Origin of the sequence: Erwinia sp. CGal63 (genome assembly GCF_037026505.1) — a bacterium.
Taxonomy (GTDB): domain Bacteria; phylum Pseudomonadota; class Gammaproteobacteria; order Enterobacterales; family Enterobacteriaceae; genus Erwinia.
In genome coordinates this window covers 205,389-218,433 of record NZ_JAKUMN010000002.1, presented here as the reverse complement: position 1 = coordinate 218,433, position 13,045 = coordinate 205,389, and the positions used below count along the sequence as shown (strand labels likewise).

Here is a 13,045-nt window from a genome sequence, read left to right as displayed (position 1 = left end):
GAATTTTTTTGCATTGCCAGTTTACCCGTTATTTCCAATTCTGACTGTGACCCTGCCTGACCACTAAAAAAGATTATTATGGAGTGGATTATGTTACTGAAAGAGAAAGTTGCGATTATTACGGGCGCCGCCTCCCGGCGCGGCATTGGTCGAGCCACCGCGGCCTGCTTCGCTCGCCACGGCGCTCGGGTAGTTATCCTGGATCTTGACGCCAGCGCGGCGCAAAACGCGGCCCGCGAGCTGGGCGAAGGCCATCTGGGCCTGGCGGCTAACGTGACCGATCCTGACGCCGTGCGCCAGGCGGTTGCGCGTGTAGTCAGCGAGTTTGGCCGCATCGACGTGCTGGTGAATAACGCCGGCATCACTCAGCCGGTAAAAACGCTGGAAATAGGCATTGAGGATTACAACCGCATCCTGGACGTTAATCTGCGCGGCACGCTGCTGATGTCGCAGGCGGTGATCCCAGTCATGCAGCAACAGGGCGGCGGCAGCATTGTTTGTCTCTCCTCCGTTTCCGCCCAGCGCGGCGGCGGCATCTTCGGCGGCCCGCACTACAGCGCGGCGAAAGCAGGCGTGCTGGGCCTGACTAAAGCGATGGCGCGTGAATTCGGCCCGGATCAGATCCGCGTCAACGCGCTGACGCCCGGCCTGATCCAGACCGATATTACCGGCGGACTGATGCAGGACGAGCGCCGCCACGCCATTATCGATGGCATTCCTCTTGGACGCCTGGGCGCAGCGGACGATGTGGCCAACGCCGCGCTGTTTCTCGCCAGCGAGTTGTCCAGCTATCTCACCGGCGTCACGCTGGATGTGAACGGCGGCATGCTGATTCACTAACCCGCCCAGTCACTCCGGGAGTAAATCCTATGACAACGCTGAATCTCAGCGCGGCCAGCAGCGCCGCGCGCGACGCAACCTATCGCAAAATCGCCTGGCGGCTGATGCCGTTTCTGATGCTTTGCTACCTTTGCGCCTATCTTGACCGGGTCAATGTCGGGTTCGCCAAGCTGCAGATGATGGACGACCTGGCCCTGAGTGAAACGGTTTACGGCCTGGGCGCAGGCATCTTTTTTATCGGCTATTTCTTTTTCGAAGTGCCGAGCAATCTGATCCTGCACCGTGTCGGCGCGCGGCGCTGGATCGCCCGTATCATGATCACCTGGGGCCTGATTTCCGGGCTGTTTGCCTTTGTGGAAACCGCCTGGCAATTCTATCTGCTGCGCTTTCTGCTTGGCGTAGCCGAAGCCGGGCTGGCGCCGGGGCTGCTGCTCTATCTTACCTACTGGTTTCCCGCCCAGCGCCGCGCCCGTATGACCGTGCTGTGGTTCGTCGCCATTCCGCTTTCGGGGATGATCGGCGGCCCGCTCTCCGGCTGGATTATGGCGACCTTTGCCGGTTTTCACGGCTGGGCAGGCTGGCAGTGGATGTTCGTGCTGGAGGCGATCCCTACGCTGCTGATGGGTCTGGTGGTGCTGAAGGTGTTGAAAGATCGGGTCGAACAGGCGCCCTGGCTGGATGACAGCGAAAAACGCATGGTGCGCGCCGATCTGGATGAGGACAACCAGTTGAAATCGCACCACGGCACCGTGAAGGCTTTCGTAGCCGACCGACGACTCTGGCTGCTGGCGCTGATCTATTTCTGCGTGGTGATGGGCCAGTACGCGCTGACCTTTTGGCTGCCGACGCTGATAAAAAACGCCGGCATCAGCGAACCGCTGCATATCGGCCTGCTGACCAGCCTGCCCTATCTTTGCGCCATCGTTTTTATGCTGATGGCGGGACGCAGCGGCGACCGACGTCGCGAACGGCGCTGGCATTTGATAGTGCCGATGTTTATCGGCGTAATCGGCCTGACGCTGGCTACGTTGCTGAGCCATAGCATCACGCTGTCGCTCTTTTTCCTCTGCGTGGCCGCCGCAGGCATTCTTTCCGCCTCTTCGCTGTTCTGGATGCTGCCAACCAATCTGCTTGGCGGCGCTTCGGCGGCGGCAGGCATCGCGGCGGTGAACTGCTTTGCCAACCTGGCGGGTTTCTTTTCGCCCTGGCTGATCGGATCGATCACTACTACCACCGGCTCGCCTGCTTCGGGCATCTACTTTATTGCCACGGTGTTGCTGCTCGGCGCGCTCTGCGTGCTGCGTATTCGCGCTGCGGACGTTAATCGTTAATCAGGAGGTCAGATGAACAGCCTTTCCGCCATACCCGCGCTCCGCCAGCGAGCCACCAATATTCGTCGCCACGCGCTGCTGATGGGCCAGGTACAGGGCCAGGGCTATATCGGCCAGGCGCTGGGCGCCGCCGATTTGCTCGCCGTCAGCTATTTTCACGCGCTTAACTTCCGGCCGGAAGAGCCGGAGTGGGAAGAGCGTGACCGCTTTTATCTCTCCATCGGCCACTATGCCATCGCGCTTTATGCCGCGCTGCTGGAAGCGGGCGTTATTCCCGAAGCCGAACGCGAAACCTATGGCAGCGATGAAAGCCGCCTGCCGATGTCCGGCATGGCCGCCTATACGCCCGGTATGGAAATTACCGGCGGCTCGCTGGGGCATGGCCTGGGCATCGCGGTCGGCGCCTGTCTGGGACTAAAAAGTAAAGGGTCGACTTCTTTCGTTTATAACCTGCTTTCCGATGGCGAGCTGAACGAGGGCTCGACCTGGGAAGCGGCGATGTCGGCTTCGCACTGGCGGCTGGATAACCTGATCGCCCTTATCGACGTGAATAATCAACAGGCGGACGGCCACAGCTCGGCGATCCTGGCTTTCGAGCCGATAGTCGACCGCTGGCGAGCCTTTGGCTGGCACACGCAGCGCGTGGACGGCAACGATATCGCCGCGCTGACCGCCGCTTTCGATACGGCGCGCGCCTGGGCTGAACCGCAGCCGCGCGTGATTATCTGCGACACCAAAATGGGCAAAGGCGTGCCTTTCCTGGAAACCCGCGAGAAAACGCACTTTATCCGCGTCGATGCCGACGAATGGGACAAAGCCCTCACCGCGCTTGAGCAAGGGGAATAAGATGACCACCGCAACCCAAAAACGGCTGACCACCTCGGCCATGATCGCCTCTATCGCCGCAGAAGGTCAGCCGACGCAGGCCGCGCCTTTCGGCCATGCGCTGGTGGAGCTGGCGCGTCAGCGTAAAGATATCGTCGGGCTGACCGCCGACCTGAGCAAATATACCGATCTGCATCTGTTCGCCGAAGCTTTCCCGACGCGTTTTTTCCAGATGGGCATGGCGGAGCAGCTGCTGATGAGCGCTGCAGCGGGCATGGCGCGCGAAGGCTTTACGCCTTTTGTCACCACCTATGCGGTGTTTGCTTCGCGACGAGCCTATGACTTTATCTGCATGGCGATTGCCGAAGAAAACCTGAATGTGAAAATCGCCTGCGCGCTGCCCGGCCTGACCACCGGCTATGGGCCAAGTCACCAGGCGACGGAGGATCTGGCGATCTTTCGCGGTATGCCCAATTTGACCATTATCGATCCCTGCGACGCGCTGGAGATAAGCCAGGCTACCTCGGCAATTGCTGAGCATCACGGCCCGGTTTATATGCGCCTGCTGCGCGGTAAGGTGCCGCTGGTGCTGGATAAATATGGCTATCAGTACCGGCACGGCAAAGCGCAACGGCTGCGTGGCGGCAAACATGCGGTGATTATCAGCAGCGGCCTGATGACCATGCGCGCGCTGGAAGCCGCAGAAGAGCTGGAAAAAAGAGGCATTGAGGTTGGCGTGGTGCATTCGCCGATGATTAAGCCGCTGGATGAAGAGACGATCCTGCGGGAAGCGGGAGAAGCCGTGGATCAAAACCGGCTGGTGATTACAGCAGAGAACCACTCCATTACCGGCGGTCTGGGCGAGGCGATAGCGGCAACGCTCATGCGCCACGGCGTAACGCCCAAATTCCGTCAGGTGGCGCTGCCGGACGAGTTTCTGGCTGCGGGCGCGCTGCCAACGCTGCACGATCGCTACGGTATTTCGACGGCGGCCATGGTCAGGCAGATTGCAAGCTGGCTGGAAGAGTAAGTAAAAGTTTCCGTAGCGCCGGCAGGCGCTACGGAATAGCCTGTTATACCTCGATCTCCGCCATATGGCCTTTTTCCTGCAGCCAGTTGCGGCGATCTTCCGAGCGCTTCTTCGCCAGCAGCATATCCATCACCGCCAGCGTCTGATCCACTTCGTCGTCATCAATGGTAAGCTGCACCAGACGACGGGTATTTGGGTCCAGCGTGGTTTCACGCAGCTGTAGCGGGTTCATCTCGCCCAGCCCTTTAAAGCGCTGCACGTTCGGCTTGCCCTTTTTGCGCTTCAACTGATCCAGAATCCCCGCTTTCTCTTCCTCATCCAGCGCGTACCAGACCTCTTTACCCAGATCGATGCGGTAGAGCGGCGGCATCGCCACATAGACGTGGCCATTTTTCACCAGCGAGCGGAAGTGGCGCACAAAGAGCGCGCAGAGCAGCGTGGCGATATGCAGGCCGTCGGAGTCCGCATCCGCCAGGATACAGATTTTGCCGTAGCGCAGCTGGCTCATATCTTCACTGTCGGGATCGATGCCGATAGCCACGGAAATATCGTGCACTTCCTGCGACGCCAGCACCTCGTCCGAAGAGACTTCCCAGGTATTGAGGATTTTCCCCTTCAGCGGCATGATCGCCTGGTATTCACGGTCGCGCGCCTGCTTGGCGGAGCCGCCCGCGGAATCCCCTTCCACCAGAAACAGCTCGGTGCGGTTTAAGTCCTGCGCGCTGCAGTCCGCCAGCTTGCCGGGCAGCGCCGGGCCGCTGGTGAGCTTTTTACGCACCACTTTCTTCGCCGCGCGCATACGCCGCTGGGCGCTGGAGATGGCCAGTTCGGCCAGCATTTCTGCCGCCTGGACGTTCTGGTTCAGCCACAGGCTGAAGGCGTCTTTCACCACACCGGAAACAAAGGCCGCGCACTGACGGGAAGAGAGACGCTCTTTAGTCTGGCCGGCGAACTGCGGATCCTGCATTTTCACTGACAGCACGTAGGCGCAGCGATCCCAGATATCTTCCGCCGACAGCTTGACGCCGCGCGGCAGGATATTGCGGTATTCGCAGAATTCGCGCATCGCGTCCAGCAGTCCCTGGCGCAGGCCGTTGACGTGCGTGCCGCCCTGCATGGTCGGGATCAGGTTGACGTAGCTTTCCGTCAGCAGCTCGCCGCCTTCCGGCAGCCACAGCAGCGCCCAGTCCACCGCTTCGATATCACCCGCGAAAGAGCCGACAAAGGGTTTTTCAGGCAGCGTCGGCAGGCCGTTGACCGCTTCCGCCAGATAGTCGGTCAGACCATCGGCGTAGCACCAGCTCTGCTCGGTGTTATTGACCTTGTCTTTAAACACGATCTCCACGCCCGGACAAAGCACCGCCTTCGCCTTCAGCAGATGGCTGAGGCGCGAAACGGAGAAGCGCGGGCTGTCGAAGAACGAGGCGTCAGGCCAGAAGCGCACGCGCGTGCCGGTGTTGCGCTTACCAACGGTGCCGGTGACGTGCAGATCCTGCACCTTGTCGCCATTCTCAAACGCCATTTCGTACACTTCGGCGTTACGGCGCACGGTGACTTCCACGCGCGTCGACAGGGCGTTGACCACCGAGATCCCCACGCCGTGCAGGCCGCCAGAGAACTGGTAGTTTTTGTTGGAGAATTTGCCGCCCGCGTGCAGACGACAGAAGATCAGCTCGACGGCCGGCACACCCTCTTCCGGATGGATATCGACCGGCATACCGCGACCGTCGTCAATGACCTCCAGCGACTGATCGGCGTGCAGGATCACTTCGACGCGTTTGGCGTGGCCCGCCAGCGCTTCATCCACGCTGTTATCGATCACTTCCTGACCTAAATGGTTAGGGCGCGAGGTGTCGGTGTACATGCCCGGACGACGGCGAACCGGTTCGAGGCCGCTGAGTACCTCAATAGAATCAGCGTTATAGCTGGACTGAGTCATGGTATCAATCTTGATAGTAAATGAGTGAGCCTCCACGTTCCGCTTCAGGCGCGCAGGCCCAGGAAGTCGAGGATCGGGGAGAAATGGCGTTCGAATCCGATAAAAGCATGATTTCCGCCCTCTTCAACCGTCTGGCGGCAGGCGCTGTAGTAACTTACAGCCTGGCGGTAATCGAGCACTTCATCGCCCGTTTGCTGCAGCAGCCAGAGCAAATCCGGCGACTCTAACGGGTCAATCTGCATTACTTTCAGATCGTAAATATGGCGAGACTCTAACACATATTGCTGCCCGGTGTAGGGGTTCTGATTCAGCCCCAGATAATCCGTGAGCAGCTCGAAAGGCCGCACCGCCGGATTGACCACCACCGCCGGCAAAGTGAAGCATTGTGAGAGCCAGGTCGCATAATAGCCGCCCAGCGAAGAGCCGACTATCCCTACGGCTTCGCCCGACAGCGTCATAATCAGGTTTTCCAGCATCAGCGCCGCATCCGCCGGATAGGGCGGCAGCTGCGGCACAATAACCTGAATCTCCGGATGACGCGCGGCCAGCCACTGCCGGAACTGCGTCGCCTTAGCCGACTGCGGCGAGCTGTTAAAACCGTGCAGATAGAGCAGCGTGGCCATCAGTAGCCTTCCGAATCGGGATCGGGACTGAAGGCGCGCGTCATCAGGCGCTCCACTTGCGTTTCCACCCGGCCATCCGCGTGGAGATCCAGCCAGCGCCAGCCTGGCGCCTCGGAGTCGATAGTGAAATTGGTGCAGTGTGGCCGAAACTGCACGCAGGTGGACGGCGTGGCCAGCAAGCGACGCCCGTTCCAGTCGAGATCCAGATCCTGATGAATATGTCCGCAAAGCAGCGTGGTCGCCAGCGGATAGCGCTGCAGCACCGCTTCCAGCATATGCGAATTGCGTAGGCTATGCTGGTCGAGCCAGGTACAGCCCGACGGCAGCGGATGGTGATGCAGCAGCACCAGCGTATAGCGATCCGGCGCTATCGCTAACGTTTTCTCCAGCCACTCCAGCTGATAGTCGCTCAGCTCGCCGTGCGGCACGCCGAACACCTGGCTGTCCAGCAGCACGATTTGCCAGTTATCGCCCAGCAGCACGTGCTTCTCGTCGGCGATCTTCGCCTCCGCCAGCGTATTGAACATCGCCGGCTGGAAGTCATGGTTACCCGGCAGCCAGACGCAAGGCGCGGGCAGACGCGCGATACCCTCAGCGAAGTGCCGATAGGCCTCGACGGAGTGATCCTGCGCCAGATCGCCTGTAGCGACGATCAAATTGTACGGCTCTTCACAGGCGGAAATCGCCTGCAGCACCGCATCAAAACTGGCCCAGGTATTCACGCCCAGCAGCGTTTCGTGTTTACCGGCGAAAAGGTGGGTATCCGTTATCTGCAGCACTCTTGCCCGGCCATTCGCCACAGGAAGTTTTAACAGGCTATCCAATCACAATCCTTAGGGTTAACGCCGTTGCGGCGAAGAATTACCACACCGGAACGGCCATGGCGCCATGTGCTAAACAATAGCGCAGCCAGTCCGCGAGAAACTGGTTTATCTGATGCTTTTCGTCACGCTGATGCAGCTTTTTATTCGGATAATCATAGCGTGCTTTGAAGCGATAGATCTGCTGTGTGGAACACACTTCCGCCACCATTGCATCGTGGTAGAGCCGCACGGACATGGCGGGCAGGCTCCAGTAGCTCACGGCGGGCGCAGTCTGTTTAATCTCCACCAGCGTAGTGTAACGCGTTGATTCCTCGATAGTCACCGTATAACTTGCGTTGTTGACCTGCAGGGTGACCGACTCGCCCGCCCGATCTTCTTTCGGCAGCAGCCGACGCAGCTGGGCGAAATTGGTTTCGCACAGCCGCATCATTTCAGGGAAATCAGGCACGTAGCGCTTTATCATTCGGTTTTCCACTCGTCTCGTAGTTTTTTATGATGCAGCTCCAGCCATTGCAGCGCGATGACAGAGGCCGCGTTGTCTATTTTCCCCTCTTCCACCCAGCGGTAAGCCTGTTCGCGGCTGACCACATGCACAAGAATATCCTCATTCTCTTCCTCCAGACCGTGGTTTCCCTGCGCCACGCTGGCATCCACTTCGCCCACCAGAATCTCCAGCCGCTCGCTGGTGCCGCCCGGGCTCGATAAATAGCTGAGCACCGGCTTAACGCGAGCGGGCTTGATCCCGGCTTCTTCCACCGCTTCGCGCCGGACGACATCTTCCGGCGTTTCGCCCGGCTCTATGATACCGGCCACTAATTCTAACAGCCAGGGCGTCGGGCTGCTGTCAAAAGCGGGAATGCGGATTTGTTCAATCAGTACCACCCGATCGCTTTTGGGATCGTAGGGCAGCAGCACGGCGGCGTGGCCGCGCTCGAAAACTTCTCTGGAGACTTCTTTGCTCATTTCACCGTTAAACAGGCGATGACGAAAACGGTAACGAGTGAGCGAAAAAAAACCTTTATAGCACGTTTCGCGTGCAATAATTTCTACATCGTTTTTTGTGAAAGTCACAGGAAAGTTGTTATCGCTGCTCACGGCTTGCTCCTCTGAAATGTTAACGGCGAAAGCGGGTAAAGCGCCGAAATCCGCTGAGAGTCTGGTTCTTAATGATTAATTTGAGTAAATTGTGGCAACATGGCACTTTCAGCCAACTTATCTCTTTCATGTACTCTGGTAGAATCGGCGATCATTTTTTTGGCTTAATAGCGCTACCATAGCAACATTGCTGCATAACAAGGAATGCAAATGAAGAAACTGCTCCCTTTACTTATCGGCCTGGGCCTGGGCGGCTTCAGCGTCGCCAGCCAGGCGGAGAACCTGCTGCAGATTTATCAGCAGGCCCGGTTGTCTAACCCCGATCTTCGCAGTTCTGCAGCCGATCGCGATGCCGCGTTTGAGAAAATCAACGAAGCCCGCAGCCCCTTACTGCCACAGTTAGGACTGGGTGCCGATTATACCTACAGCAACGGCTATCGCGACAGCAGCGGTCTGCACTCGAACACCACCAGCGGGTCGCTACAGCTGACGCAGACCATCTTCGATATGTCGAAGTGGCGCGCGTTGACGCTGCAGGAAAAAACGGCAGGCGTACAGGATGTCACCTACCAGACCGCGCAGCAGAACCTGATCCTCAATACCGCTACCGCTTATTTTAACGTATTAAACGCTATCGATACGCTTTCTTATATCGAAGCGCAGAAACAGTCGATCTACCGTCAACTGGATCAGACCACGCAGCGTTTTAACGTGGGCCTGGTGGCGATTACCGACGTGCAGAACGCGCGCGCGCAGTATGACAGCGTGCTCGCTAATGAAGTGACGGCGCGCAATAACCTGGATAACAATCTGGAGACGTTGCGTCAGGTTACAGGCAACTACTATTTGAGCCTGGCTTCGCTGAACGTGGATAATTTCAAAACGGTGAAACCGCAGCCGGTCAACGCGCTGCTGAAAGAGGCCGAGAGCCGCAACCTCAGTCTGCTTTCCGCTCGCCTGAACCAGGATCTGGCGCGCGAGCAGATTCGCCTCTCCGAGACCGGTCACTTGCCAACGCTGGATCTGACCGCGCAAACGGGCATGTCGAACAGCAAATATGGCGGCAGCCGCGCTAACAGCGCCGCCTATCAGGACAGCATTACCGGCAACAGCCAGGTTGGCCTGAGCTTCTCGCTGCCGCTCTATACCGGCGGATCCGTGACTTCACAGGTTAAACAGGCACAGTACGCCTATGTGGCCGCCAGCGAACAGCTGGAAAGCGCGCACCGTACCGCCGTGCAGACCGTGCGTTCATCCTTTAACAACGTTAATGCTTCTATCAGCAGCATCGGCGCCTATGAGCAGGCCGTGGTTTCCGCGCAAAGCTCGCTGGACGCGATGGAAGCGGGCTACCAGGTCGGCACCCGCACCATTGTTGACGTGCTGGATGCCACCACCACGCTTTACAACGCCAAGCAGCAGCTTGCCAACGCGCGTTACAGCTACATGATCAACGAGCTGAATATCAAATCCGCGCTGGGCACGCTTAACGAGCAGGATCTGCAGATGCTGAACGCTCGCCTGGGCAAAGAAGTGCCGACGTCGCCGGAAGCGGTGGCGCCGGAGAACACGCAGCAGGACGCGGCGGCAAACGGCGCGCAAACCGCTGCGCCGCCTGCCGTACAGCAGGCTGCGGCTTCCACGGCAGTTCACTCTTCCAAACCTGCGCACAGCGGCAATCCTTTCCGCAACTAAGCGTTTTGGGGCAGCCATGCTGCCCCTTTTAGTTTCAAACGTATAGCTACGTAAAGATCCCCTTCCCCACGCCGCTCATTGCTTCAATTTCCACCGCCGTTCCCCTATCCTAAGCATTACCTTTGGGCTCAGGACAGATCATCATGAAACGGACAAAAAAAATTAATCATGCCTCCTTTCGCAAAAGCTGGAGCGCACGTCACCTCACTCCGGTAGCGCTTGCGGTTACCGCTGTATTTATGCTGGCCGGTTGCGAGCAATCGGATGAAACCGTTTCGCTCTATCAGAACGCCGATGACTGCTCCGCGGCCAATCCGGGCAAAAGCGAACAGTGCGTCACGGCCTACAACAACGCCAAAAAAGAGGCGGAGAAAACCGCGCCGAAATACGCTACCCGTGAAGACTGCGTGGCGGAGTTCGGCGAAGGCCAGTGCCAGCAGGCACCTGCTCAGGCTGGCGTCGGCACCACTAACGCCGAATCACAGCAGAGCGGCAGCTTCTGGATGCCGCTGATGGCGGGCTATATGATGGGTCGCCTGATGGGCGGCGGCGCGGGCTTCGCTCAGCAGCCGCTGTTTAGCTCGCGCTCGCCGAACAGCCCGGCCAGAGGCCAGTTTGTCGACGCCAGCGGTAAAAGCTTCGGCGCCGCCACGCCGGGCCGTACCATGACCGTGCCGAAAACCGCGCTGGCGCCGAAACCGGCAACCACCAGCACCATCACGCGTGGCGGCTTCGGTGAGAGCGTCGCGAAGCAGTCCACCATGCAGCGCAGCAGCGCGCCGTCCGGCTCCAGCCGGTCTTTCGGAGGTTAAGCGTGCAGCGTCTGGCTATTGCAGAACGTCCCGACTGGCGCGAAAAGGCCACCGAATATGGCTTTCGCTTCCACACCATGCATGGCGAACCTTACTGGTGTGAAGATGCCTGGTATCAGTTCACGCTGCAGCAGATTGAGCAGCTGGAATCGGTAACCGCCGAGCTGCATCAGATGTGTTTGCAGGTGGTGGATAAAGTCGTCAACAGCGAAGCGCTGCTGGCTAAATTCCGCATCCCGAAACACACCTGGGATTTTGTACGCACCTCATGGAAAACCAGCCAGCCTTCGCTCTATTCGCGCCTGGATCTGGCCTGGGACGGCCGCACGGACGCCAAACTGCTGGAGAACAACGCGGACACGCCAACCTCGCTATACGAAGCGGCGTTTTTTCAGTGGATCTGGCTGGAAGATCAACTTAAAGCGGGCAAACTTCCCGCCGGCAGCGATCAGTTCAACAGCCTGCAGGAGAAGTTAATCGAGCGCTTCGCGGCGCTGCATCAGCAGCACGGCTTCAGCTGGCTGCATTTCGCCTGCTGCCGCGATACGGATGAGGATCGCGGTACGGTGCAGTATCTGCAGGATTGCGCTACGGAAGCGGGGCTGCCGAGCGAATTCCTCTATATTGACGAAATCGGCCTGGGCGAGAAAGGCCAGTTTACAGACGTGCATGACCAGGTGATCGGCAACCTTTTCAAACTCTATCCCTGGGAGTTTATGCTGCGCGAAACCTTCTCCACCAAGCTGGCGGATGCGGGCGTGCGCTGGCTGGAGCCGGCCTGGAAAAGCATTATTTCCAACAAGGCGCTGCTGCCGATGCTGTGGCAAATGTTTCCCAATCATCCCAATCTGCTGCCCGCTTACTTTGCCGAGGACAGCGTTCCGGCGATGGATAAGTACGTGGTTAAGCCGCTGTTTTCACGCGAGGGCGCGAACATCCGCATCGTAGAGAATGGCAAAGAGATCGCGCGCGTCGACGGGCCTTATGGCGAAGAAGGCATGATCGTGCAGCAGTTCCATCCGCTGCCCAGGTTTGGCGACAGCTATACGCTAATCGGCAGCTGGCTGATTGACGATCAACCTGCCGGGATCGGCCTGCGTGAAGATCGCGACCTGATCACCCAGGATCTTTCCCGTTTTTATCCGCATACGTTTATTGAGTAAGCGAGGACGGCTCAGCCCACCTGCACGGAAAGCATACTAATTGCGGCCATCTCCAGTCCGTCTGTCGGCACGGAGATGGCTTCACCAGGCTGCCGTGCGCCCAGCACATAAAGCAATGGCAGGTAGTGTTCCGGCGTCGGGTTTGCCAGCTTCGCCCCGTCATGCTGCATAAAATTCACCAGCGGATGCGCTTCCACCGCGCCTTCCCACGTCAGATTTTCACGCACGTAATCATTAAAAGAGTTCGCCCACGCATGAGGCTCGGCGCCGTCCGCCCAGCGCGCCATGCGCAGGTTGTGTACTACGTTGCCGCTGGCGACGATCATGTAGCCCTTCTCACGCAGCGCGGCCAGCTTGCGGCCCAGTTCAAAATGGTAAGCAGGCGGTTTGGTGCCGTCCACGCTAAGCTGCACCACAGGTATATCCGCCTGCGGGTACATTTTTATCAGCACGCCCCAGGAGCCGTGATCGAATCCCCATTCGCTATCCTGCTTCACCTCAATCGGCAAAAGCGCTTCCGCGATTTCCCGCGCCAGCGAAGGCGATCCGGGCGCCGGATAGCGGATGTCGAACAGCGCCTGTGGAAAATTGCCGAAGTCATGAATGGTGCGCGGTTTCTCCATCGCCGTTACCGCAGTGCCGCGCGTATACCAGTGAGCGGAGATGGCGATAATACCCTTTGACCTCGGCAGAGTTTGCCCTAGCCTGCGCCAGGTCTCGGTATAGCGATTTTCTTCCAGCACGTTCATCGGGCTGCCGTGGCCCAGAAAAAGTGCGGGCATTAAGTGATTCATTATGGTTCCCCTGAGTGACTGTACGCTGGCTAAGCTACGCCTTTTTTCGCGCCAGTGAACCCGGATAAGCGTGA

Annotated in this window: 13 protein-coding genes; 7 read left to right on the top strand and 6 right to left on the bottom strand. The window is 58.8% G+C overall.

Annotated elements, in window-relative coordinates; translation table 11 throughout:
• Positions 1-90 precede the first annotated feature (90 nt).
• Genes MKZ79_RS09760 through MKZ79_RS09745 form a run of 4 tightly spaced genes read left to right on the top strand, consistent with a single transcriptional unit; the run spans position 91 to position 4,026 of the window.
• Entirely contained in the window at positions 91-840 is a 750-nt protein-coding gene (locus MKZ79_RS09760; protein WP_336141582.1) for an SDR family NAD(P)-dependent oxidoreductase, read from the top strand.
• A 29-nt stretch (positions 841-869) separates the two neighbouring features.
• Positions 870-2,171, top strand: a complete 1,302-nt coding sequence (locus MKZ79_RS09755; protein WP_336141581.1) for an MFS transporter — start codon at positions 870-872, stop codon at positions 2,169-2,171.
• 12 nt (positions 2,172-2,183) lie between these two features.
• On the top strand, positions 2,184-3,017 hold the full coding sequence (locus MKZ79_RS09750) for a transketolase (RefSeq protein WP_336141580.1): 834 nt from the start codon (positions 2,184-2,186) through the stop codon (positions 3,015-3,017).
• Between the two features lies 1 nt (position 3,018).
• A complete protein-coding gene (locus MKZ79_RS09745; RefSeq protein ID WP_336141579.1) occupies positions 3,019-4,026 on the top strand; it encodes a transketolase family protein in 1,008 nt (335 codons plus the stop codon).
• A gap of 43 nt (positions 4,027-4,069) precedes the next feature.
• Here MKZ79_RS09745 and parE read toward each other — a convergent pair whose 3' ends face one another.
• From parE to nudF, 5 genes are read right to left on the bottom strand one after another with little or no spacing between them, the layout of a single operon-like run.
• Positions 4,070-5,965 (bottom strand): DNA topoisomerase IV subunit B, encoded by a 1,896-nt coding sequence (gene parE, locus MKZ79_RS09740; RefSeq protein ID WP_336141578.1) that lies wholly within the window; start codon positions 5,963-5,965, stop codon positions 4,070-4,072.
• 44 nt (positions 5,966-6,009) lie between these two features.
• Positions 6,010-6,588, bottom strand: coding sequence for an esterase YqiA (yqiA, locus tag MKZ79_RS09735; protein ID WP_336141577.1), 579 nt, complete (start codon positions 6,586-6,588; stop codon positions 6,010-6,012).
• On the bottom strand, positions 6,588-7,412 hold the full coding sequence (gene cpdA, locus MKZ79_RS09730) for a 3',5'-cyclic-AMP phosphodiesterase (RefSeq protein WP_336141576.1): 825 nt from the start codon (positions 7,410-7,412) through the stop codon (positions 6,588-6,590). The genes yqiA and cpdA overlap by 1 nt, the downstream gene beginning before the upstream one ends.
• 37 nt (positions 7,413-7,449) lie before the next feature.
• A complete protein-coding gene (locus MKZ79_RS09725; RefSeq protein ID WP_336141575.1) occupies positions 7,450-7,875 on the bottom strand; it encodes a DUF1249 family protein in 426 nt (141 codons plus the stop codon).
• The gene (gene nudF, locus MKZ79_RS09720) at positions 7,872-8,507 is read right to left on the bottom strand and encodes an ADP-ribose diphosphatase (RefSeq protein WP_336141574.1); all 636 of its coding nucleotides are present in this window, start codon (positions 8,505-8,507) and stop codon (positions 7,872-7,874) included. The genes MKZ79_RS09725 and nudF overlap by 4 nt, the downstream gene beginning before the upstream one ends.
• 210 nt (positions 8,508-8,717) lie before the next feature.
• Between nudF and tolC the strand changes: the two genes are divergently transcribed.
• The 3 genes from tolC (at position 8,718) to MKZ79_RS09705 (ending at position 12,177) form a co-directional block, all read left to right on the top strand.
• The gene (gene tolC, locus MKZ79_RS09715) at positions 8,718-10,202 is read left to right on the top strand and encodes an outer membrane channel protein TolC (protein WP_336141573.1); all 1,485 of its coding nucleotides are present in this window, start codon (positions 8,718-8,720) and stop codon (positions 10,200-10,202) included.
• 143 nt (positions 10,203-10,345) lie between these two features.
• Entirely contained in the window at positions 10,346-11,014 is a 669-nt protein-coding gene (locus MKZ79_RS09710) for a DUF1190 family protein (protein WP_336141572.1), read from the top strand.
• A gap of 2 nt (positions 11,015-11,016) precedes the next feature.
• On the top strand, positions 11,017-12,177 hold the full coding sequence (locus MKZ79_RS09705; protein ID WP_336141571.1) for a glutathionylspermidine synthase family protein: 1,161 nt from the start codon (positions 11,017-11,019) through the stop codon (positions 12,175-12,177).
• An 11-nt stretch (positions 12,178-12,188) separates the two neighbouring features.
• Here MKZ79_RS09705 and ygiD read toward each other — a convergent pair whose 3' ends face one another.
• Positions 12,189-12,971, bottom strand: a complete 783-nt coding sequence (gene ygiD / locus MKZ79_RS09700) for a 4,5-DOPA dioxygenase extradiol (RefSeq protein WP_336141570.1) — start codon at positions 12,969-12,971, stop codon at positions 12,189-12,191.
• Between the last annotated feature and the right edge of the window lie 74 nt (positions 12,972-13,045).